The sequence below is a fragment of the Dactylosporangium thailandense genome (assembly GCF_059739745.1).
This window is the reverse complement of record NZ_AP029195.1, coordinates 11,734,391-11,756,086: the sequence shown is the minus strand read 5'-3', so window position 1 is coordinate 11,756,086 and position 21,696 is coordinate 11,734,391. Positions and strand designations below refer to the sequence as shown.

Genomic DNA, 21,696 nt, shown 5'->3' with positions numbered 1-21,696 from the left:
CGAACGGTCCCCCCGGGGCCGGCCGAGCCCCCCGGCTCCGCCATCGCGCTCCACTGTACTCCACTTCCCTCCACCGTCAACGGAAAACCGCCCGATCCGGGCCCGCGTCGTGTGAAGAAATCCCACGTCAAACGGGGTGGAGCCTGGTGGAGGAGCCCGGGCGTGCCCGATCGGGGGAGGCGGTTCCACCGGCTCCAGGATTCGGACATATCGCCCTCTTGGCCGGACATCTCCACACACTCGGCGCGTCCGGGGTTTCGGGTGGAGGAAAATGGGGGAACCCGGGGAGCGGTGTGGAGCGCGCGGGTCCGGGCGGTTCGCCGGTGGACCCGTTGGGGGTGTCGCGCGGGCCGGGTAGGGTCAGCGCATCGCCGGACACCGTGGAAGCGAGATGACGGACAACAAGCTGCCGATGCGGGCCAAGCTCGCCACCTCACTGTCGCGCGGCGCCGCCGCGCTGTCACGCGCCACCGGACGGGGCGACGGCTCGGTCATCGGCGGCCGGATCGGCCTCATGGTCGACCCGAACCTGCTCGCCGAGCTCGCCGCGGGCCGGGAGATCGCGCTGATCTCCGGCACCAACGGCAAGACGACGACCACGCGCCTGACCGCGGCCGCGATGGGCGTGCTGGGCGACGTGGCCACCAACAGCCTCGGCGCCAACATGCCGACCGGGCACACCTCGGCGCTGGCCAAGGCGGGCGCGACGCCGTATGCGGTGCTGGAGGTCGACGAGCACTACCTCAAGCAGGTGCTCGACCAGACCAGGCCGCGGGTCGTCGCGCTGCTGAACCTGAGCCGCGACCAGCTGGACCGGGCCAAGGAGGTCGCCATGATGGCGGCCCTGTGGCGCGACGCGCTGCCCGGCCGCGGGCTGCACATCGTGGCCAACGCCGACGACCCGATGGTCGTGTGGGCCGCGGGCAAGGCCGTGGCCCAGGGCACGGCGGTGACGTGGGTCGCCGCGGGCCAGCGCTTCCACGACGACTCCTGGGTGTGCCCGGAGTGCGGCGGGTCCATCGAGCGCAACGGCGAGCAGTGGGCCTGCGTCGAGGGCAACCTGAGCCGGCCGGTCCCCCACTGGACGGTGTCCGGGGACGGCGTCGTCGACAACACCGGGACGTACCACCAGATCACGCTGCAGCTGCCGGGCCGGGTGAACCGCGCGAACGCCGCGACCGCCCTGGCCGTCGCCGCGCAGTTCGGGGTGCCGCCGGCCAAGGCGGTGCCGGAGCTGGCCAAGGTCGCCTCGGTGGCCGGCCGCTACGCCACGGTGCACCGCGACGGGCGGGTCATCCGGCTGCTGCTGGCCAAGAACCCGGCCGGCTGGCTGGAGTCGTTCGACATGGCCGAGGACGTCCCCACGCTGCTCGGCATCAACGCCCGGGACCCCGACGGGGCCGACACGTCCTGGCTGTACGACGTCGACTTCTCCCCGCTGCGCGGCCGCAGGGTGCTCATCACCGGCGACCGGGCCATGGACCTGGCGGTGCGGCTGGAGGTCAACGAGGTGCCGTTCGAGCACGTGCGCTCGTTCGGGCAGGCGCTCTCGCTCGTGCCGCCGGGGCGGCTCGAGGTCATCGCCAACTACACCGCCTTCCAGGACATCCGAGCGGAGCTGGACCGTGTCAACTGAGTCGCACCTGCGCCTGATCTGGCTGTACCCGGACCTGCTGTCCACCTACGGCGACCGGGGCAACCTGCTCATCCTGGCCCGCCGCGCCGACCTGCGCGGGCTGCCGGTGGAGTGCGCCGAGGTGCGCGCGGACCAGCCGGTGCCGGCCGACGGGGACGTCTACCTCATCGGCGGCGGCGAGGACGGCCCGCAGGCCCTGGCCGCTCAGCGCCTGGCCGCCGACGGCAACCTGCACCGGGCCGTGGAGCGGGGCGCGACGGTGTTCGCGGTGTGCGCGGGCTACCAGCTCATGGGGCACTCGTTCTTCGCGAAGGGGGCGAAGTACCCGGGCCTGGGCCTGCTGGACATCGACTCCGACCGGGGCGAGACCCGCGCGGTGGGCGAGCTGGCCGGGGATATGCACCCGGCGCTGGGCCTGCCGGCGCTGACCGGCTTCGAGAACCACGGCGGGCGCACCCACCTCGGCCCGGGCGTGAAGCCGCTGGCCAAGGTGACCACCGGCATCGGCAACGACGGGCAGTCCGAGGGCGCCTGGAACGGCCGGATCCTGGGCACGTATTCGCACGGCCCGGCCCTGGCCCGCAACCCCGCGATCGCGGACCTGCTGCTGCGCTGGGCGACCGGGATGACCATGGAGCCGATCGACGACCGCTGGCCGACGGCCCTGCGCAACGAGCGCCTGGCCGCCGTCGCCAAGTAGGTCCCGCGCTGGGGCCCCGTCGCCGGGGCCCCAACCGCGTTTCAGATCACGACCGAGACCATGCGGCCCTTGACCACGATGACCTTCTTCGGGGTCTTGCCGGCCAGCTGCTCGGCCACCGCGTCCAGGGCGGCCGCGCGGACCGTCTCCTCGTCGGCGTCCGCGGCGATGTCGACCTTGCCGCGCACCTTGCCGTTGACCTGCACCGGGATCGTCACCGACTCGGCCACCAGGTAGGCCGGGTCGGCGACCGGGAAGTCCGCGTAGGCGACCGAGGTCTCGTTGCCCAGCCGCTGCCACAGCTCCTCGGCCAGGTGCGGGGCGAACGGCGCGATCAGGCGGACCAGCGGGTCGGCGACCTCGCGCGGGGTGCCCGCGGCGGAGACCTGGGTGACCCGGTTGGTCAGCTCGATCATCTTGGCGATGGCCGTGTTGAAGCGCATCTCCTCGATGTCGCCCCGCACGCCGTCGATGACCCGGTGCAGCAGCCGGCGCGTCTCGTCGTCCAGCGCCTCGTCGCTCACGCGGGTGGCGTCGTTCTGCTCGTCCACGACCAGCCGCCAGACGCGCTGCAGGAAGCGCTGGGCGCCGACGACCGCGCGGGTCTCCCAGGGGCGGGAGACGTCCAGCGGCCCCATCGACATCTCGTACACCCGGAAGGTGTCCGCGCCGTAGCGCTCGCACATCTCGTCGGGCGTCACGACGTTCTTCAGGGACTTGCCCATCTTGCCGTACTCCCGGGTGACCTCCTGCTCACCGTAGTAGTACTTGCCGCCGGCGCCCTCCCGGACCCGCTCGGCCTCGACGTACACGCCGCGGGCGTCCTTGAACGCGTACGCCTGGATGTAACCCTGGTTGAACAGCTTGCGGAACGGCTCCTGCGAGCTCACGTAGCCGCGGTCGAACAGCACCTTGTGCCAGAAGCGCGCGTACAGCAGGTGCAGCACCGCGTGCTCGACGCCGCCCACGTACAGGTCGGCGCCGCCGACGTCGCCCGGCTGCTGCGGGCCCATCCAGTACCGCTCGTTGGCCGGGTCGACCATCTTCGTGGCGTTGGCCGGGTCCAGGTAGCGCAGCTCGTACCAGCTCGAGCCCGCCCACTGCGGCATGACGTTGGTCTCGCGGGTGTACGTCTTCGGCCCGTCGCCCAGGTCCAGGGTCACCTCGACCCACTCCTTGGCCCGCGACAGCGGCGTCTCCGGCATGCTGTCGGCGTCGTCGACGTCGAACGTGCGCGGCGAGAAGTCCTCGACCTCGGGCAGCACGACGGGCAGCATCGCCTCGGGCAGCGCGACGGGCATCCCGTCCTGGTCCCACACGATCGGGAACGGCTCGCCCCAGTACCGCTGCCGGCTGAACAGCCAGTCGCGCAGCCGGTAGGTGATGGCGCCGACGCCGTGGCCGTTCTCCTCCAGCCAGTCGATGATCGAGGACTTGGCCTCCGCGACGCCCATGCCGTTCAGGAACGACGAGTTGATCGCGGGGCCGTCGCCGGTGTAGGCCTTGCCGTCGGCCGGGAAGTCGGCGGACGGCTGGACCGTGCGGATGATCGGCAGCTCGAAGACCTCGGCGAACTCCCAGTCGCGCTCGTCCTGCCCGGGCACCGCCATGATGGCGCCGGTGCCGTAGCCGGCCAGCACGTAGTCGGCGATGAAGACCGGCACCTCCCGCCCGTCGACCGGGTTCGTCGCGTAGGCCCCGGTGAAGACGCCGGTCTTCTCCTTGGCGTCGGCCTGGCGCTCGACGTCGGACTTCGACGCGGCGAACGCGCGGTAGGCGGCGACGGCCTCGGCCGGGGTCGCGGCCCCGCCGGTCCACTTCTCATTCACGCCCTCGGGCCAGGCCGCGGGCACCAGCTCGTCGACCATGGCGTGCTCGGGGGCCAGCACCACGTACGTCGCGCCGAACAGGGTGTCGGGGCGCGTGGTGAAGACCCGGATCGGGGTGCCCGCCGCGGTGGCGAAGTCCACGTGGGCGCCGCGCGAGCGGCCGATCCAGTTGCGCTGCATGGACTTGACCTTCTCGGGCCAGTCCAGCCGGTCCAGGTCGTCCAGCAGCCGGTCGCCGTAGGCGGTGATCCGCATCATCCACTGGCGCAGGTTGCGCTTGAAGACCGGGAAGTTGCCGCGCTCGCTGCGCCCGTCCGGGGTGACCTCCTCGTTGGCCAGCACCGTGCCCAGGCCCGGGCACCAGTTGACGGGGGCCTCGGTGATGTAGGCCAGCCGGTGCTCGTCGACGATCCGGCGCCGCTCGGCCGCGCTCAGCGAGTCCCAGTCGCGGGCGCCCTCGTCCGAGCCGGGCACCGGGCGGGTGCCGGCCGCGAACTCCTCGATCAGCTCCTCGATCGGGCGGGCCTTGGCCTGCTCGGGGTCGAACCACGAGTTGAAGATCTGCAGGAAGATCCACTGGGTCCAGTGGTAGAACTCGGTGTCCGTGGTGGCGACGCTGCGCCGGTCGTCGTAGGCCAGACCCAGGCGGCGCAGCTGGCTGCGGTACCGCTCGATGTTCGCCTCGGTCGTGGTGCGCGGGTGGGTGCCCGTCTGCACCGCGTACTGCTCCGCGGGCAGGCCGAACGAGTCGAAGCCCATCGGGTGCAGCACGTTGTAGCCGGCCATGCGGAAGTACCGCGTGTAGCAGTCGGTGCCGATGTACCCCAGCGGGTGCCCGACGTGCAGGCCGGCGCCCGACGGATAGGGGAACATGTCCATCACGTACAGCTTCGGCGCCCCGGCCCGCGGGTGGTTCGGGTCGCTGAGCGGGCCGGTCGGGTTCGGCGCGTGGAAGGTGCCGTGCTCGGACCAGTAGTCCTGCCAGCACGCCTCGATGTCCGCCGCCATCGCCGCGGTGTACCGGTACGGCGGGATGTCGACCGCTCCGTCGGTCACTGCCTCGCTCATGACTTCGTCGCCACCTCAGGTCTCGGAATTCCCTAGCATTGTCCGGGCATGAAAAAACCCCTCACGCAGGAGGGGTCGCCGTGCCGTCGCGAGGTGTGTTCGCGTCAGCACGGCTCGCTAAGAAGCCGGACTACCCGGGTCATATCCGCAGTGTACCGCAGCTCCCAACCCGAATTCGGGCCCGCCCATCGAGCGGTCACGCTCTGTCAGTGCACGCTTGCCATCGGTGACCCACCCTCGCAGGCCACGTCGTAGCGCAGCCGCTGCCCCTGCTTGCGGAACTCGACCCGGGCCTTCATGTGCAGGCCCAGGTCGGCCTGCACTAGCTCGACGCCGGCCGCGGGCATCACCCGCAGCACGGTGATCTTCTTCCCCGCGCACGCCGCGACCACCACACCCCCGCGGGTCGCCACGTCGATGCTCGGCACCGCCCGCCCCCCGGGCGTGGTCACGGGCAGGTCGGCCGAGGGCGGGGGCGCCTGCGGCTCCTGCGAGGGGGCGCCGGAAACGGGGGCGTCGAAATCGGGGGCGTCGAAATCGGGGGCAGAGGAATAAGGAACGACCGGGGCCGGGCGGGCCGGGTCCGCGGCGGTGGCGGCCGGGTCGTCGTCCGAGCCGCGCAGGGCCACGCCGGTCAGCAGCGCGGCGATCGCGACCAGGGCACCGACGCCGAGCAGCGCGCGCCGGCGCGCGCCCGCGGGCTCGACCAGCTCGGTGGGGCCGTCGAGCGGGGCGACACGGGTGACCGGCTCCCGCGGCAGCGCCGAACCGCGCGGCACGATCCCGGCCGCCAGGGCCAGCCGGGTCGCGACGGCCGCGGCGTCCGGGCGCTCCCGCGGCTCCTTGGCCAGGCACTGCGCCCACAGCTCGCGCACGTCCTCGGGCAGGCCGGGCAGATCCGGCAGCGGCGCCGGGGCGACGGTCATGTGGGCCAGCACCATCTGGGTGGTGGTCTCGAAGTCCCACGGCAGGCGGCCGGTCAGGCAGCGGAAGAGCAGCAGCCCGAACGCGTAGACGTCGCTGGCCGGCGTGATCTCCCCGCCCGTGAGCCGCTCGGGGGCCAGGTAGGCCGGGGTGCCGAGGACCTGCTCGGAGCCCTCGTCCAGGTCCGGGCCGCCGACGAACCCGACGATGCCGAAGTCGAGGATCTTGGCCGCGTCGGGCGTGAGGACGACGTTGGCCGGCTTGACGTCGCGGTGCACCAGGTCCTCGGCGTGCGCGGCGGCCAGCCCGGCCGCGACCTCGGCGCAGATGCGCAGCGCGGCGGCGGGCGGCAGCGGCCCGTCCTGGAGGCGCTGGGCGAGGGTCCGGCCGCGCAGCAGTTCCATGACGACGAACGGCACCTGATCCGAAGTCTCGCCGTAGTCGTACACATTGGTGATGTTCGGATGCGTCAGCCGTGCGGCCGCGCGCGCCTCCAGCCGGATGCGCCGGCGCCACTCCGCGTCCGGGACCAGGCGGGCGTTGAGCACCTTGACCGCGACGTCGCGGTCGAGGACCTCGTCGCGGGCGCGCCACACGACGGACATGCCGCCCGCCCCCAGCCGCTCGACGAGGAGGTACCGCCCGTTGAGAAGCTGCCCTGCGTCCACGCTGTCAGTCTGCCCCCACAAGACGCACCACGGCACTCCAGCCGCCCGTTTGCCAGGGTTTTGCAGGGGTACGTCCGGGCGTCCAAAAAAGTACCGCCGACCAGGCGGGCGGGATGTCCGTTATAGACGTATTTCCGTCCGGCGACATGTCAATTCCCCGGCTAGCCTGAGGGGATAACAACGGCTCGGTTGCAATCTGATGACAACGTTTTCCTGCAACCGAGCGGTTCACCTGTGGGTCTTACACCTAACGGTGGCCACGGCACGACCATGAGGAGGCCAGTTGACCAGGCACCGCACATTCGAGGAACTCGGCGCCCCGCTACCACCGCCGGAGTTCCGTGCCGCGACTGATGCGATCGTCGCCAACATCGAGCAGGTCATCGAGGGCAAGACCGCCACGGTGCGGCTCGCCCTGGCGGTGCTGCTCGCTGAGGGCCATCTCCTCATCGAAGACGTTCCCGGCGTCGGCAAGACCAAACTGGCCAAGGCGCTCGCGCGCTCGATCGACTGCTCGGTCCGGCGCATCCAGTTCACGCCCGACCTGCTGCCCAGCGACGTCACCGGCGTGAGCGTCTACAACCAGGAGACGCGCGACTTCGAGTTCAAGCCGGGCGCGGTGTTCGCGAACATCGTCGTCGGCGACGAGATCAACCGCGCCTCGCCGAAGACGCAGTCGGCGCTGCTGGAGAGCATGGAGGAGCGGCAGGTCACCGTCGACGGCGCGACCTACCCGCTGCAGGTGCCCTTCATGGTCGTCGCGACGCAGAACCCGATCGAGATGGAGGGCACCTACCCGCTGCCCGAGGCCCAGCGCGACCGGTTCACCGCCCGCATCGCGATGGGCTACCCCGACATGGGCGCCGAGCTGGCCATGCTCGACGTGCACGGCCGTCACGACGCGCTCGACGACCTCGCGCCCGTCTCCGACGCGAGCATGATGCGCCGGATGATCGCCACGGTGCGCGATGTGCACGTCGCCGACGCGGTGAAGCAGTACGCGGTCAACATCGTCACCGCCACCCGCGAGTCCGGCGAGCTGCGCCTCGGCGCCTCCCCGCGCTCCACGCTGCAGCTGCTGCGCACCGCCCGGGCCGTCGCCGCCATCGAGGGCCGCGAGTTCGTGCTCCCCGACGACCTGCAGGCGCTGGCCGTGCCGGTGCTCGCCCACCGCGTGATCCCGACGGCCGAGGCCCAGCTGTCCCGGCGGACCACCGACGCGATCATCGCCGAGCTGGTGCACCGGCTGCCCCTGCCGTCCGACCGGCCCCAGCGCAATCCCTACGACACGCGGCCGCAGCGGCCCCAGCAGTACGGGGGCCGCTGAGCATGCGAGAGGCGCTGCGGGGGCTCACCACCCGGGGTCGTAGTTTCCTGGCCGCCGCCGCAGCGGCCCTCATCGCCGCGCTCATCCTCGGCGAACGCGACCTGTTGCGCGTGGCGCTGCTGCTGGCCGCGCTGCCGCTGCTGTCCGCGGCGTACGTCGGGCGGACCCGCTACCGCCTGTCGTGCAGCCGCACGCTCGACCCGCACCGCGTCCAGGTCGGCGCGAGCGCGCGGGTCATCCTGCGCCTGCAGAACCTCTCCCGGATGCCCACCGGCACGATGCTGCTGGAGGACCGGCTGCCCTACGCGCTGGGCTCCCGGCCGCGGCTGGTGCTGGAGCGGCTCGGCGCGCACCAGGCCAGCTCCGTGGCCTACACCGTGCGCGCCGACGTGCGCGGCCGCTACGAGGTCGGCCCGCTGGTGGTGCGCCTGACCGACCCGTTCGGCCTGTGCGAGCTGACCCGGGCCTTCCCGTCCGTGGACCGCCTCACCGTCATCCCGCAGGTGGTGCCGCTGCCGTCGGTGCGCCTGGCCGGCGAGTTCGCCGGGTCCGGCGAGAGCCGCGCCCGGTCCGTCGCCGTGCACGGCGAGGACGACGCGGCGACGCGGGAGTACCGCTACGGCGACGACCTGCGCCGGGTGCACTGGCGCTCCACCGCCCGCACCGGCGAGCTCATGGTGCGCCGCGAGGAGCAGCCGTGGGAGAGCCGCGCCACGGTCGTGCTCGACACGCGCTCCACCGCCCACCGCGGCGAGGGCCCGACGGCGAGCTTCGAGTGGGCAGTCTCGGCGGCCGCGAGCATCGCGGTGCACCTGCGGCATGCGGGGTACAAGATGCGGCTCGTCACCGACGCCGGCGTGGACGTCGACGCGACCGAGATCGACGGCGACGGCCCGCTGCTCGACCAGCTCGCCGACGTGCGGCTGGCCCAGCGCGGCGACATCGCGGCCCTGATCGAGCGCGTCCGGCGGCGCAGCGATGGCGGCCTGATCATCGGCATCTTCGGGCTGCTGTCCTCGGCCGAGGCGGAGCTGCTGGCCTCGTTCCGCTCCAACAACGCGACCTGCGTCGCGCTGTTCATCGACTCGTCGACCTGGCTGAACCTGCCGACGACGGCGCGCGAGGAGGCCGACCGCGCACACGGCGTGGCGTCGCTCGCGCTGCTGCGCAGCGGGTGGCGGGTCGTCGAGGTGCCGCACGGGGCGAAACTGTCCGCGCTGTGGCCGCAGACCGGGCGGGGGTCGCAGGGCTTCGCCTGGCGGGCCGCGTCCGCCGAAAGCGTGGCTGGAGGAGTCCGGTGAACCAGCGCAAGCATCTGACGCTGATCGCGGCCGGCGCCGCGTTCCTCGCGTCGCTGCCGCTGATCAACGTCTTCGATCACTACACGTGGGCGATCCGGTCGTTTCTGGTGGTCGCGGTCATGTGCGGGGTCGGGCTGCTGGTGCGCAGCCTGCGGGCCCCGGCCTGGGCACCGACGGCGGCGATGGCCGTCGCCGCGCTGCTGTCGCTGACCTGGCTGTACCGCAGCCACGAGGAGTTCCTCGGGATCATCCCGTCGCCGGGCACCATCGTCCACTTCGGGCAGCTGCTGCGCACGGCGTCGGAGGAGATGAGCCAGTACGCCATCCCCGTCGGTGACCGCGAGAGCTTCCTGTTCCTGGCCACGCTCGGCGTCGCCGCGGTCGCGCTGATCGTCGACCTCTTCGCGGTGGTCCTGCGCCGGCCCGCGCTGGCCGGCCTGCCGATGCTCGCGATCTACTCGGTGCCGGTCACCGTCGACACCGAGACGACCGCGTGGTTCCCCTTCGCGCTCGGCGCCGTGGGCTTCCTCTGGCTGCTGGTCACCGACAACGTCGACCGGGTGCGCCGCTTCGGCCGCCGCTTCACCGGCGACGGGCGCGACGTGGACCTCTGGGAGCCCTCGCCGCTCGCCGCGGCCGGCCAGCGCCTCGGCGCGGTCAGTGTCGCCGCCGCCCTGCTCATCCCACTGGTGCCGTTCGCGATGCCGGCCGGCGTGCTCGACAGCCTCGGCAACGGCGCGGGCTCCGGGGGCAGCGGGATCGGCAACGGCCGCAACGGCAAGCAGGTCAGCATGTTCGCGCTGCTGTCCGGCCAGCTCAACCGCAACCAGTCCGTCGACATGGTCAAGGTGACCAACGTCGACGACGACCACCCGTTCTACCTGCGCTTCAGCGTGCTCGAGGACCTGAACTCGAAGGGCTTCGCGCTGCGCCCGATCAGCGGCGGCGCGCCGGTGAGCAACGGCTTCGGCAAGCCGGAGTGGGGCTCGTCGGTGAAGACGGAGACGCACACGGCGAAGATCGAGGTCAGCAACGAGCTCGCGATCTCGTACATGCCGATCTACACCTGGCCGACCAAGATCGACCGGCTCAGCAACCAGTGGGCCTTCGACCCGAAGACGGCCGTCGTGTACTCCGGCAAGGACACGACCGCCAAGAAGACCTACTCGGTCACGTACCAGCGCCCGGACATCACCCCGGACCAGCTGCGCCAGGCCGGGCCGATCAACGCGAACGACCCGCTGCTCAAGGACCTGATGACGGCCCCGAGCAACCCGTACGTCAAGAGCAAGGTCGACGAGACCATCAAGGGCAAGACGAACGAGTACGACAAGGTCAAGGCGCTCTTCGACTTCTTCTCGACCGCGAACGGGTTCCAGTACGACATCACGACCGGCCCGGACACCAGCGGCACCAAGATCGCGGACTTCCTGCAGAACAAGCGCGGGTACTGCGCCCAGTACGCGGCCGCCTTCGGCTGGATGCTGCGCGAGGCGAAGATCCCCTCCCGGGTCGCGTTCGGCTTCGCCCGCGGCGGCAAGACCACCGACCGGACGATGACGCTGACCAACTTCAACCTGCACGCCTGGACCGAGGTGTACTTCCCCGGCTACGGCTGGCTGCCGTTCGACGCGACGCCGTCGACGTGGATCAACGGCAGCGTCACGGCCTCGTACCTGCCCGCCCCCGGCGCCGTGACGGGCAACGACGACGTCGACCGGCCCGGCAACGACCGCGGTGGCCCGCAGGCCGACGCCTCCGCGCCGGCGGCCCAGACCGACACCCACGACAACCCGGGCGACACCAACGCCGACGCCAAGTCCACCGACGTGGCGGCCCTGGTCCGCGTGGGGAACTTCCTGACCAGCGTGGCGGGCATCGTGCTCCTCGCCGTGGTCCTGCTGGCCCTGCTGCTGGCGACGCCGGCCCTGGCCCGCTCCCGCACCCGCCAGCGCCGGCTCGCCTTCGCCGCGGCGATGCCGGCCGCGACACCGATCCCCAACGGCGACGGCCCGGCCATGACCGTCATCCCGGACGAACGCGTGCTCGGCGCGGCCCGGGAGGACGCCCACCGGGCGTGGGACGAGCTCATCGACACGATGGTCGACTACCGCGTGCCGATCGACGAGGCCGAGACGCCCCGCGCGACGGTCGACCGCCTGGTCAAGAAGGAGCACCTGCGCGACGCGGCCGAGTCGGGGGCGCGGCTCATCTCGACCGCGGAGGAGCACGCGCGCTATGCCCGGCAGCCGCTCACCGGGCGCGAGTTGCGCTCGGCGATCACGTCGGTGGAGTCGGCCTTCGCCTCGAACGCGACGCGCAAGGTCCGGCTCCTCGCCCGGTTCCTGCCGCCGTCGGTCCTGCGGCGGTGGCGTACGCGGTTCTCGGCCGGCACTGGTGGGGCGGCTGTCGCCGTCGGGCGCGGGTGGGACGCGTTGATGCGGACCTTGAGCGTGCGGCGGATTGTGGCTCGGCGCGTGGAGTAGTCGTTGCCGTTCTTCGGGCCGCTCCCCTGTTCGCGGGGGGCGGCCCGTTTTTGCTCGATGAGCTGGGCGCTGGCGGTCGTTGGCTGGCCGGAACAGGCTTACTTCGCCGGAGGCACGGCCGGTGAGTAAGCGTGGTTCAGCGGCGTCGTTGCCCACCGGGCATTCCTCTAGGCCGTTGTGAATGTGCCTGGTCCGTGCGGGTCATCATTCGGTGGTCCCGGTTCCATTATGTTCGCCATTTGCGCCTCGGCGTGGTCCGGGATCATGGTTCCGATCGCATTCCGGGATAATTCTTGGTATGGGGCAGATGCAGTTGTTCAGTTCTCGGGAATTGGCTGCTATGCGGGATCGTACGAAGGTCAGGAATTGGTGGCCGGGGAAGGATGAATTCCGTCAGGAAGCGCAGCGGCGGCGTAATTGGGGCTTGGTGCGGCGGCATGCGGAGAAGCTGCGACGCATCCACGGACCTGCGGAAATCGCCCCGGCACAGCCGCCGTCCAGCCCACCTCAACCTGCCGGGGAAGATCGCACCGGCGTCCGCTGCGAGCCCCCGAAGCAACTGTCCGACAAGCCGCAGCCGCGCAATTTCACTGTCGCCGATCCAACAGCACCGCCGCCAGTGCCGGCGCGGCAGCCGCGCCCCTCAAGCCAACGGGACGGAAGTGCGATGTCGCGGCGTACGGCCTTGAGCGCGGATTCTGCGCTCGGCCGTCACGGTGGCCGCGCCGCGGAGGATGGAGCCGGCCCCGGGACGTCACGGACGGTCGGCTTGGGGCGCCGCCACGCGGTGATCGTGGCTCGCCGGGAGGAGCGGCACAGAGGCGCGGCGGAAGAACGGAGGCGCGGCGAAGCGGATCACCCTCGACACCGGGCCGCGTGCCAGGCGGTGTCAGGGCATGGTGCAGCCAGGCGGGCCATCCACCGCGGTGGTGGGCGACCGCAAGCGGTCGCCCTCAGGCCCGTGCCCGCTCAGGCGACCGTCAGAGGTCGCCCTCGGGGCGGCGGCGCCAGCGTTCCTCGAGACGGTCCACCAGCCCGCCGCGGCGCTGGCGGGTGCGGCGCGTGGCCGTCCCGCCTACCGCGTGCAGGTCCGTGGACTGGCCCCGGCGGTAGGCCTGGACGCCGAACGCCAAGGCGCACAGCATCACCAGGAAGCCGCCGACGCCGAGGAGTGGAATGGAAATGGCGACACCGTAGACAAGCAGCGCCATGCCGGCCAGCAGCAGGATCCCTGCGGCGATCATCCGGCGCTTGGCATGGAACCGCGGGTCGGTGGCGCGCACCGCCGAAGCGAACTTGGGATCCTCGGCTAGCGACCGCTCGATCTGCTCGAACAGCCGCTGCTCGTGCTCCGAGAGCGGCACGGCACTCCTCCCCGGTCGCGAAGGCCGGCCCTGGGCGGGCCGGCGGTCCGGCACAGCCGGACGGCTGCGTACTGGCAAGTTTACGAGGGGGTCAACGCGTCGGAAAGCGGGACGATGGTCCGGCCGTGCCGATTTTCCGACCAACTTCCCGAAGAGGTGGCCCCTATGTCCTTCCATTGTGGCCTCTCGGGGACCCGGTTGCCCCCTCCCCGCGCGGTGCGGCTCCGTTTCCGTCGGTACGCATTCCGTCACCGCGGAGCAGGCTGGCGGGCTTGACGAGGCCCCGGCCGAAGCGCGCGGCGACCGCGTCGGCGGCGCGTTCGGCCTCTCGCCAGCCGTGGTCGCGCTCACCCAGCGTCATCTGCCGGGGCGCCCCGTCGGCGTGGACGAGGCCCTCGACGCGCACGCCGATGAGCCGGATTCGCTCGCCTGGGCGTGCGGCCTGGAACAACGCCCAGCCGAGCTCGAAGATCTCGCGGGCGACGTCGGTGGGGACGTCTACCGTGCGTGATCGGCTCAGGGTCTGGAAATCGGCGAGCCTGATCTTGACCGAGACCGTCCGGCCGGCCTGCCCGGCGTGGCGGAGGCGCTCGGCGACCTTGCCGGACAGGGCGAGCATCGCGCGTCGGATGGTCGACAGGTCGCTGACGTCGACGTCGAAGGTCGTCTCGGCGCCGATGGACTTTTCCACATGGTCGGGAATCACCCGTCGGGGGTCACGGGCCCAGGACAGCTCGTGCAGATGACGGGCCGCGGCCTCGCCGACGGCGGAGCGCAGGAGGCCGACCGGGGCGGCCGAGAGGTCGCCGATGGTCTTGAGCCCGAGCCGCTGGAGATGCTCGGCCGTGCGCTCGCCGACGCCCCACAGCGCCTCGACGGGCAGCGGGTGCAGGTATTCGAGCTCGCGCGAGCGCGGGACCACCACCATCCCGTCGGGCTTGGCGCGGGTGGAGCCGAGCTTGGCCAGGAACTTGGTGCCGGCCACCCCGACGGAGCACGTGAGCCGCTGCTCCTGCGCGACCCGGCGGCGGATCAGCGCGGCGATCTCGGCCGGGCGCCCGAGCAGCTTGAGCGCCCCGGCGACGTCGAGGAACGCCTCGTCGAGGGAGAGCGGCTCGACCAGCGGCGTGACGTCGCGGAAGATCGCCATCACGGCGCGGGAAGCCTCCGTGTAGGCCGCGAAGTCCGGCGGCAGGAACACCGCGTGCGGGCACAGGCGCTGGGCCCGGCTGCCCGGCATCGCGCTGCGCACGCCGTATTTGCGCGCCTCGTAGCTCGCCGCGGACACGACCCCGCGCGGCCCCGCCCCGCCGACGACGACGGGCTTGCCGCGCAGGTCGGGCCGCCGCCGGATCTCCACCGACGCGTAGAACGCGTCCATGTCGACGTGCAGCACGGTGCAGCCCGTGTCGTCGGCGTGCGGCCCGAACTCGCCGGCGCCTCCGCGTGGTACCACCTGACTTCGCCCCACATCGCGAACCTTAGCGGGACCCCCTGACAATATTGACGAGAACTTAGGTTTGCCTTACCTTCCGGGTATGGCTCACGTCGCGATGACCTCGCCCCTGGCGCCGGTCGTCGCGGCCGTCGAGGGGCTGCGCCGCCGGCACCCGGCGCTGACCGGCTGCGTCTTCCCCGGTCTGGTGATCACCCCGACGGCCGGCTGGGCAAAAGCCATGAACCAACAAGCCGCCGCCGTACTGGTCGTCGCCGGCTGGACCCGAGCCCGCCGCGTGCCACTGCTCATCCCGGGCGAGACGTTCGTCAACCGCGCGGGGCAGCTGGGCGTGCGCCGGGCCGACGTCGCCGTGCTCGCCGGCGATCCCGCGGCGGGCGCGCCGGGCGTGATCGTCGCCGCGGACCGGGACGAGCTGCTGGCCCTGGTCGCGCGGCACACGGAGGCGCCGGGCGCGGAACTGGCGCGGCACGTACGCCACCTGACCGCGCTACTGGCCACACCGGCACAATCGCCTGCTAAAAACCCCGTCGGGGTATAAATCCGAAATGTCTGGCTGGGGGACGAAGCCCGACATTTCGGCGCGGAAACCGGCTCATCGGCGCACGCCCAGCAGCGCGAGAACCAAGACTCGGCGACACTCGACCAGCAGCGCAAGCCGCGCTCAACGGCGCCCGACAAGCAGCGCGACGCCGCGCTCAGTGGCGCACGTCCCGCGAGAGAGTCTCCCCCGCGAAACCGCCCTCAGCAGCGCACGCCCCAGCAGCGCACGTCCCGCGAGGGAATCTCCCCCGCGAAACCGCCCTCAGCCGCGCAGCCGCAGCAGCGCAAAGCCGCACTCAGCCACGCAGGCCCCAGCAGCGCACGTCCCGCAAGGGAATCCCCCGCGAAACCGCCCTCAGCGGCGCAGGTCGCCCGGTCGCGCCTGCCCAGACTCGCGCGAAGCGCCGCAGCGGGCCAGCGGTGCGCTGCGGTGCCGACCAGCGAGGGAACCATCTCCGCGCAGGCAAACCGCCCTCAGCGGCCAACGACCGGCGAGGGGAAGCGCTCAGCGGCAAAACCCTCGGCGCGAAGCCGGGCTCAGCGGCGCACGACCAGCAACGGGATCTCCATCTCCGCCGTCGTGTTCGCGCCGTGGAAGGCGACCATCTCCGCCAGCCGCGCCGGCTCGTGTGCGCTCGCCATCACGACCCAGCGCTCGCGGCACACCACCACCACGTCGCCGATGCGCTGCAGGTGGGACTCGGGCACGGGGCCGAACCAGCCCGACGCCACGGCCTCGTCGCGCTCGGCCACCCACGCGCGGTCGCCCAGGACGTCGCGCCACGCGCTCAGCACGTCCGGCCGGGCGCCCGGCAGCGTGTGCAGGTACCGGACCCGCGCCTCGCCGGCCACGTGGGCCACGCCTGCGCTCAGGCGCTCGTCGCGGTCGAGGTCCAGGCGGCGGTCGGCCGGGATGTCGAGCTGGCCGTGGTCCGCGGTCACGATCAGGGCCGTGTCCGGGGGCAGGCCGTCCACGAGGCGGGTGATGAGGCGGTCGGCGTCGGCGGCCGCGCGATGCCAGTCGGGCGAGGCGATGCCCGAGTCGTGGCCGGCCTTGTCGACGTCGTTGAGGTAGCCGTAGACGAGCCGGGACTCGGCCAGCGCGGACAGCATCTCGTCGGCGATCGCGTCCGGGCGCACGCCGGGGCCGAGGCGCGCGCCGCGGTACGCCGACAGGGACAGCCCGGTGCCCTCGAACTTCGGGTCGGTCACGACGGTCGGGGCCAGGCCGGCCTCGCTCGCCCGGGTGAACGCGGTCGGCACCGGCTGCCAGGTGGCCGGGTCGGGCTCGTTCGTCCAGTGCAGGTGGTTGACGACCTGGTCGGTGCCGGGGCGGTGCAGGTTGAAGCCGACGATGCCGTGGCGGCCGGGTGCGGTGCCGGTGCCGAGGGTGACCAGGCTGACCGGGGTCGTGGACGGGAAGCCGGACGTGATGGGGCGGGCGAGGCCGAGGCGGCCCTCGGCGATGTCGGTCATGGTCGGCGCGTCGGGCGCGGCCAGGGGCAGCTGGTGCCAGCCCAGGCCGTCCAGCAGTACCACCGCGATGCGCCGCACTCCCTCCAGCGCCCCGGCGAGGTGCAGCGCGTCCGGCTCCCCCGGGACGCCGAGCGCGTGCAGGGCCGTGGGCATGACGTCGGCCAGGCTGTCGTGGCCGTAGCGCGGCTCGATCGGGTCGAGCAGGCCCGGGGTCATGTGCGGCGGGCGAGCAGGTGGAGCTGGGTCGCGATGTCGCGGTACGGCGGCGTCCCCGCCAGGGCCAGCTCGAACGCGGCGAGCGCCTCGGGCTCGCTCTCGGCCACGGTGCCCGGCACCAGGTCGGCCACGACGCGCACCCCGTGCACCTGCTCCACGGCCAGGCCGCACGCGTCCAGCAGCGCGGTGGCGCTCTGCGCGTCGTAGCGGCGGCGGAGCCGGTCGCGGGCGTCGCCCCGGCCGTCGGGGCTGGCCACGAGCAGCGAGGCGGCGGCGAGGTGGCCGCCGATCGCGCGGGCCAGCACCGCGGCGGCCCGGTTGGCGACCACGACGCTGGCCGCGCCGCCGGGGCGCAGGGTCCCGGCGAGCGCGGCGACGACCTTGTGCGGATCGTCCACGACCTCGAGCAGGCTGTGGCAGAGCACCAGGTCCACGCTCTGCGGCGCGACCAGGTCGGCCAGGCCGTCGCCGTCGCCCTGCACCGCGATGACCCGCTCCCCCACCCCGGCCTCGGCCGCGCGGCGGGTGAGCGCGGCGAGCGCGTCGGGGCTGGCGTCGACGACGGTGACGGTGTGGCCGGCCTGCGCGAGCGGGACGGCGAAGCCGCCGGTGCCGCCGCCGACGTCGAGGGCGTTCAGCGGCCGGGCGGCCCGGGCCAGCTCGTCACGCAGCACCCGCCAGACCACGGCGGTGCGGGGCGCAGAAGACTCCACCCAGACGACCTTAGTGGAGCAGCGGCAGGTACACCTGACCGCCCGTCTCGGCGAACTCCTCGGACTTCTGCCGCATGCCCAGCTCGGCGTACTCGCGCAGGTCCTGGCTGATCTTCATGGAGCAGAACTTGGGCCCGCACATGGAGCAGAAGTGCGCGGTCTTGGCCGGCTCGGCCGGGAGGGTCTCGTCGTGGTACGCGCGGGCCGTGTCCGGGTCCAGGGCCAGGTTGAACTGGTCCTCCCAGCGGAACTCGAACCGGGCCTTGGACAGCGCGTCGTCCCACGCCTGGGCGCCCGGGTGGCCCTTGGCGAGGTCGGCGGCGTGCGCGGCGATCTTGTAGGCGATGACCCCGGCCTTGACGTCGTCGCGGTCGGGCAGCCCGAGGTGCTCCTTGGGGGTGACGTAGCAGAGCATCGCGGTGCCGTACATCGCGATCATCGCCGCGCCGATCGCCGAGGTGATGTGGTCGTAGGCGGGCGCGATGTCGGTCGTCAGCGGGCCGAGCGTGTAGAAGGGCGCCTCGTGGCACCACTCCATCTGCAGGTCCACGTTCTCCTTGATCTTGTGCATGGGCACGTGGCCGGGCCCCTCGATCATGACCTGCACGTCGTGCGCCCACGCGATCTTCGTGAGCTCGCCCAGGGTCTTGAGCTCGGCGAGCTGGGCCTCGTCGTTGGCGTCGGCGATGGAGCCGGGGCGCAGCCCGTCGCCGAGGGAGAACGCGACGTCGTACCGCGCCAGGATCTCGCACAGCTCCGCGAAGTGGGTGTAGAGGAAGTTCTCCTCGTGATGGGCCAGGCACCAGGCGGCCATGATCGAGCCGCCGCGGGACACGATGCCGGTGACCCGCCGGACGGTCATGGGCACGTAGCGCAGCAGCACCCCGGCGTGCACGGTCATGTAGTCGACGCCCTGCTCGGCCTGCTCGATGACCGTGTCGCGGTACGCCTCCCACGTCAGCCGCGTCGGGTCGCCGCCGACCTTCTCGAGGGCCTGGTAGATGGGCACGGTGCCGATGGGCACCGGGGAGTTGCGCACGATCGCCTCGCGGGTGGCGTGGATGTGCCGGCCCGTGGACAGGTCCATGACGGTGTCCGCGCCCCAGCGGGTGGCCCAGGCCAGCTTGGCGACCTCCTCCTCGACGCCGGAGGAGACGGCGCTGGTGCCGATGTTGGCGTTGACCTTCACGAGGAACCGGGAGCCGATCACCATCGGCTCGCTCTCGGGGTGGTTGACGTTGTTGGGCAGGATGGCCCGGCCGGCGGCGATCTCGGAGCGCACCAGCTCCGGCTCGACGCCCTCCCGGATCGCCGCGAACCGCATCTCGCGGGTGATCACGCCCTGGCGCGCGTAGTGCAGCTGCGTGCGCTCGACCGGGCCGCGCTCGGCGATCCACGCGGCGCGCAGCGGCGGGTCGCTGACCGGGCCGGAGGTGTCGTACAGCCGGACGGGCGGGTTGTCGCCGGAGAGCTGGACCTCGGCGAACGGGACTCCCTCGACGAAAACCTTGCGTTTCATGACAAACCTCCCGTAAAAGGGCATGGATGACCTGAGGAAGCGGCGAACTGGCGCCTGGAAGCAGTGGTGCTGAGCAGCGGTGGTGCTTAGAAGGGGCCCCAGGCCAGCGGGCCGTGGCCGGCGCCCAGGGTCCAGGACGCCGAGCGGGTGAGGGCCGAGTGGACGTAGGACTTGGCGCGCGCGAGGGCGACGGGCAGCTCGTCGCCGGCCGCGAGCCGGGCGGCGGTCGCGGCGGCGAAGGTGCAGCCGGTCCCGTGGTTGTTGGTCGTGTCGATCCAGGGGGCGCTCAGCAGCGAGGTGTGGCCGTCGTACCAGACCGCATCCACGGCCTCGGCGCTCCCCCGCAGGTGGCCGCCCTTGACCACGACGCACCGGGGCCCGTAGGCGGCCAGGTCCCCGGCGGCCTTGGCGGCGTCGTCGGCGTCGAGGACCTCGCGGCCGAGCAGCACGGAGGCCTCGCGCAGGTTCGGCGTGACCACGGCGGCGTGCGGGAAGAGCAGCTCGAGGTAGGCGCGCTCGGCGTCGGCGGTGAAGAGCCGGTCGCCGGAGGAGGCCACGAGCACCGGGTCGACCACCAGGTTCGGCAGCCGCGGGGCGAGCCGGGCCACGAGCGCGACGGTGTCCGGGGTGGCCAGCATGCCGGTCTTCACCCCGGCGACGGGCAGGTCGTCGAGGACGGCCTCGAGCTGGGCCTCGACGAACCCCGGGTCGACCGCGGAGATGGCCCGCACGCCCGCCGTGTTCTGCGCGGTGAGCGCGGTGATGACGCTGGTGCCGAAGACCTCGTGCGCGGCGAAGGTCTTGAGGTCGGCCTGGATCCCGGCCCCGCCCCCGGAGTCGGAGCCGGCGATGGTGAGCGCCACGGGAGGGTTCATACCGCCAGCAGCTCCTTGACCAGGCGGGCCGGGTCCTCGGCGCGCATGACGGCACCCATCACGGCCACACCCGCGGCGCCCTCGTCGAGGCAGTCGCGGACGCGGCCGGGGGTGTCGACGCCGCCGAGCGCGAAGACCGGCACGGGCGCGGCCATCGCCATCCGGCCCAGGGCGGCCAGGCCGAGCGGCGGGCCGTAGCCGGGCTTGCTGCGCGTGGCGAAGATCGGCGAGAGGGTCACGTAGTCGGCGGGGTCGTCCGCGGCCGCGACCAGCTCCTCGAGGCCGTGGCACTTGCGCAGCGCCCCGTCCTCCTCCAGCAGCAGCCGGCCGCCGACCTGGTCGAGGAGGCTGCGCAGGGTGGAGGCGAGCTTGAGCCGGCGCCGCGGCGGGAGGTCGTGCTCGCGCAGGACCACCACCCGGGCCCCGCCGTCGACGGCGCCCGCGATCACCTCGTCCAGCGGGCGCTCGCTCTGCCGGCGGTCGGTGAAGACGATGAGGCCGGGCTCTACCACGGCATACCTCCGGTCGGGCTGGATGCGGTCGCGTGCAGGCGCCGGGGGATGCGCCCGGCCAGGTGGGCCAGCCGCCCGGCCCGCACCGCGAGGCGCATCGCCTCGGCCATGCGCGCCGGGTGCTCGGCCCGGGTGACGGCGGAGGCGAGCAGCACGCCGTCGCAGCCCAGCTCCATCGCCAGGGCCGCGTCGGAGGCGGTGCCGATCCCGGCGTCGAGGATGACGGGGACGGTGACGAGCCGCCGGATGAGCGCGATGTTGTGCGGGTTGCGGATGCCCAGGCCGGAGCCGATGGGGGCGCCGAGCGGCATGACGGCCGCGCAGCCCACGTCGGCGAGGCGCTGGGCGAGGATGGGGTCGTCGCTGGTGTACGGCAGGACGGTGAACCCGTCCCCGACGAGCCGCGCGGCCGCGTCGACCAGCTCGACCCCGTCGGGCAGCAGGGTCTCCTCGTCGCCGATCACCTCGAGTTTCACCCAGGCGGTGCCGAAGGCCTCGCGGGCGAGGTGGGCGAGCTTGACCGCCTCGGTCGCCGTGTAGCAGCCGGCCGTGTTGGGCAGGACGCGCACCCCGCAGCGCTCGACGACGTCGAGCAGCGAGGGCGCGGCCGGGTCGAGCCGGCGCAGGGCGACGGTGACGAGCGCGGTCTCGCTGGCCCGGATGGCCGCCTCCAGGGCCGCGTGGCTGGTCGCCCCGCCGGTGCCCAGGATGAGCCGGGACGGCAGCTCCACGCCGTCCAGCACCAGGGCGTCAGCCACCCTGCACCGCCGTCAGCACCTCGACCTGGTCGCCCTCGGCCGGGCGGGTCTGCGCCCAGCGCGAACGGGGCACCACGTCACCGTTGAGGGCGACGGCGATCCCGCGCGGATCCTCTCCGGCGAGCATCCGCACCACGTCGGCGACGGTGATGCCCTCATCGACGGTCGATGCGACGGCGTTGACCACGAGCTGCATAGAACTCACTCCTGCCTCCCTGCGCCGGCATGATCCGGATCAGGTTCTACGGTCGGGGGCTCACAGCCCCCCTCTCAGCCCGGTCGCACCGGACTCCCGTGGGGTACGTGTCCGACGATAACGCCGCCG

The 21,696-nt window shown here is 72.6% G+C and carries 17 protein-coding genes and 1 riboswitch; of the genes, 6 read left to right on the top strand and 11 right to left on the bottom strand.

Going from position 1 to position 21,696, the window contains the following annotated elements:
- Positions 1 to 391: 391 nt before the first annotated feature.
- Together AC6JBM_RS52905 and AC6JBM_RS52900 are read left to right on the top strand one after the other, a co-directional pair.
- Positions 392 to 1,636, top strand: coding sequence for a Mur ligase family protein (locus AC6JBM_RS52905; protein ID WP_497981050.1), 1,245 nt, complete (start codon positions 392 to 394; stop codon positions 1,634 to 1,636).
- Complete coding sequence (locus tag AC6JBM_RS52900; protein ID WP_497981049.1) at positions 1,626 to 2,336, top strand: type 1 glutamine amidotransferase; 711 nt, start codon at positions 1,626 to 1,628, stop codon at positions 2,334 to 2,336. The genes AC6JBM_RS52905 and AC6JBM_RS52900 overlap by 11 nt, the downstream gene beginning before the upstream one ends.
- Before the next feature lie 41 nt (positions 2,337 to 2,377).
- On the opposite strand, the gene leuS is transcribed toward AC6JBM_RS52900, so the two are convergent.
- Both leuS and AC6JBM_RS52890 read right to left on the bottom strand, forming a co-directional pair.
- Positions 2,378 to 5,233, bottom strand: a complete 2,856-nt coding sequence (gene leuS / locus AC6JBM_RS52895; protein WP_497981048.1) for a leucine--tRNA ligase — start codon at positions 5,231 to 5,233, stop codon at positions 2,378 to 2,380.
- Positions 5,234 to 5,439: 206 nt separating this feature from the next.
- A complete protein-coding gene (locus AC6JBM_RS52890; protein ID WP_497981047.1) occupies positions 5,440 to 6,825 on the bottom strand; it encodes a serine/threonine-protein kinase in 1,386 nt (461 codons plus the stop codon).
- 283 nt (positions 6,826 to 7,108) lie between these two features.
- Between AC6JBM_RS52890 and AC6JBM_RS52885 the strand changes: the two genes are divergently transcribed.
- From AC6JBM_RS52885 to AC6JBM_RS52875, 3 genes are read left to right on the top strand one after another with little or no spacing between them, the layout of a single operon-like run.
- Complete coding sequence (locus AC6JBM_RS52885; protein WP_497981046.1) at positions 7,109 to 8,152, top strand: AAA family ATPase; 1,044 nt, start codon at positions 7,109 to 7,111, stop codon at positions 8,150 to 8,152.
- A gap of 2 nt (positions 8,153 to 8,154) precedes the next feature.
- Complete coding sequence (locus AC6JBM_RS52880; protein WP_350614835.1) at positions 8,155 to 9,453, top strand: DUF58 domain-containing protein; 1,299 nt, start codon at positions 8,155 to 8,157, stop codon at positions 9,451 to 9,453.
- Positions 9,450 to 11,939, top strand: coding sequence for a transglutaminase TgpA family protein (locus tag AC6JBM_RS52875; protein ID WP_497981045.1), 2,490 nt, complete (start codon positions 9,450 to 9,452; stop codon positions 11,937 to 11,939). Before AC6JBM_RS52880 ends, AC6JBM_RS52875 begins: the two co-directional genes overlap by 4 nt.
- A gap of 980 nt (positions 11,940 to 12,919) precedes the next feature.
- Here the strand turns inward: AC6JBM_RS52875 and AC6JBM_RS52870 are convergent.
- Positions 12,920 to 13,303 (bottom strand): SCO2097 family morphological protein, encoded by a 384-nt coding sequence (locus AC6JBM_RS52870; protein WP_433079067.1) that lies wholly within the window; start codon positions 13,301 to 13,303, stop codon positions 12,920 to 12,922.
- A 163-nt stretch (positions 13,304 to 13,466) separates the two neighbouring features.
- Positions 13,467 to 14,774 (bottom strand): DNA polymerase IV, encoded by a 1,308-nt coding sequence (locus tag AC6JBM_RS52865; RefSeq protein WP_497981044.1) that lies wholly within the window; start codon positions 14,772 to 14,774, stop codon positions 13,467 to 13,469.
- A gap of 67 nt (positions 14,775 to 14,841) precedes the next feature.
- On the opposite strand from AC6JBM_RS52865, the gene AC6JBM_RS52860 reads away from it, so the two are divergent.
- Positions 14,842 to 15,300: a hypothetical protein gene (locus tag AC6JBM_RS52860; protein ID WP_497981043.1), complete on the top strand. Its 459-nt coding sequence runs from the start codon at positions 14,842 to 14,844 to the stop codon at positions 15,298 to 15,300.
- Positions 15,301 to 15,839: 539 nt separating this feature from the next.
- Here AC6JBM_RS52860 and AC6JBM_RS52855 read toward each other — a convergent pair.
- From AC6JBM_RS52855 to thiS, 7 genes are all read right to left on the bottom strand, one after another.
- Positions 15,840 to 16,994 carry an alkaline phosphatase family protein gene (locus AC6JBM_RS52855; RefSeq protein WP_497981042.1) on the bottom strand — a complete coding sequence of 385 codons (1,155 nt, stop codon included), beginning with the start codon at positions 16,992 to 16,994 and terminating at the stop codon, positions 15,840 to 15,842.
- Positions 16,991 to 17,707, bottom strand: a complete 717-nt coding sequence (locus AC6JBM_RS52850; RefSeq protein ID WP_497981041.1) for a class I SAM-dependent methyltransferase — start codon at positions 17,705 to 17,707, stop codon at positions 16,991 to 16,993. The genes AC6JBM_RS52855 and AC6JBM_RS52850 overlap by 4 nt, the downstream gene beginning before the upstream one ends.
- 10 nt (positions 17,708 to 17,717) lie before the next feature.
- Positions 17,718 to 19,226: a phosphomethylpyrimidine synthase ThiC gene (thiC, locus tag AC6JBM_RS52845; protein ID WP_497981040.1), complete on the bottom strand. Its 1,509-nt coding sequence runs from the start codon at positions 19,224 to 19,226 to the stop codon at positions 17,718 to 17,720.
- Positions 19,227 to 19,312: 86 nt separating this feature from the next.
- On the bottom strand, positions 19,313 to 20,101 hold the full coding sequence (thiD, locus tag AC6JBM_RS52840; RefSeq protein WP_497981039.1) for a bifunctional hydroxymethylpyrimidine kinase/phosphomethylpyrimidine kinase: 789 nt from the start codon (positions 20,099 to 20,101) through the stop codon (positions 19,313 to 19,315).
- A complete protein-coding gene (locus AC6JBM_RS52835) occupies positions 20,098 to 20,613 on the bottom strand; it encodes a thiamine phosphate synthase (protein WP_497981038.1) in 516 nt (171 codons plus the stop codon). The genes thiD and AC6JBM_RS52835 overlap by 4 nt, the downstream gene beginning before the upstream one ends.
- Complete coding sequence (locus tag AC6JBM_RS52830) at positions 20,607 to 21,371, bottom strand: thiazole synthase (RefSeq protein WP_350614853.1); 765 nt, start codon at positions 21,369 to 21,371, stop codon at positions 20,607 to 20,609. The genes AC6JBM_RS52835 and AC6JBM_RS52830 overlap by 7 nt, the downstream gene beginning before the upstream one ends.
- Positions 21,364 to 21,567, bottom strand: a complete 204-nt coding sequence (gene thiS, locus AC6JBM_RS52825) for a sulfur carrier protein ThiS (RefSeq protein WP_350615147.1) — start codon at positions 21,565 to 21,567, stop codon at positions 21,364 to 21,366. Before thiS ends, AC6JBM_RS52830 begins: the two co-directional genes overlap by 8 nt.
- A riboswitch (TPP riboswitch) is annotated at positions 21,567 to 21,677 on the bottom strand. It overlaps the preceding gene by 1 nt.
- Positions 21,678 to 21,696 lie beyond the last annotated feature (19 nt).

Bases quoted from the DNA above. Each gene is read 5' to 3' on its own strand.
- leuS (WP_497981048.1), bottom strand. From the start codon at position 5,233: ATGAGCGAGGCAGTGACCGACGGAGCGGTCGACATCCCGCCGTACCGG.
- AC6JBM_RS52860 (WP_497981043.1), top strand. From the start codon at position 14,842: ATGGCTCACGTCGCGATGACCTCGCCCCTGGCGCCGGTCGTCGCGGCC.
- AC6JBM_RS52855 (WP_497981042.1), bottom strand. From the start codon at position 16,994: ATGACCCCGGGCCTGCTCGACCCGATCGAGCCGCGCTACGGCCACGAC.
- AC6JBM_RS52880 (WP_350614835.1), top strand. From the start codon at position 8,155: ATGCGAGAGGCGCTGCGGGGGCTCACCACCCGGGGTCGTAGTTTCCTG.
- thiS (WP_350615147.1), bottom strand. From the start codon at position 21,567: ATGCAGCTCGTGGTCAACGCCGTCGCATCGACCGTCGATGAGGGCATC.
- thiC (WP_497981040.1), bottom strand. From the start codon at position 19,226: ATGAAACGCAAGGTTTTCGTCGAGGGAGTCCCGTTCGCCGAGGTCCAG.
- thiD (WP_497981039.1), bottom strand. From the start codon at position 20,101: ATGAACCCTCCCGTGGCGCTCACCATCGCCGGCTCCGACTCCGGGGGC.
- AC6JBM_RS52905 (WP_497981050.1), top strand. From the start codon at position 392: ATGACGGACAACAAGCTGCCGATGCGGGCCAAGCTCGCCACCTCACTG.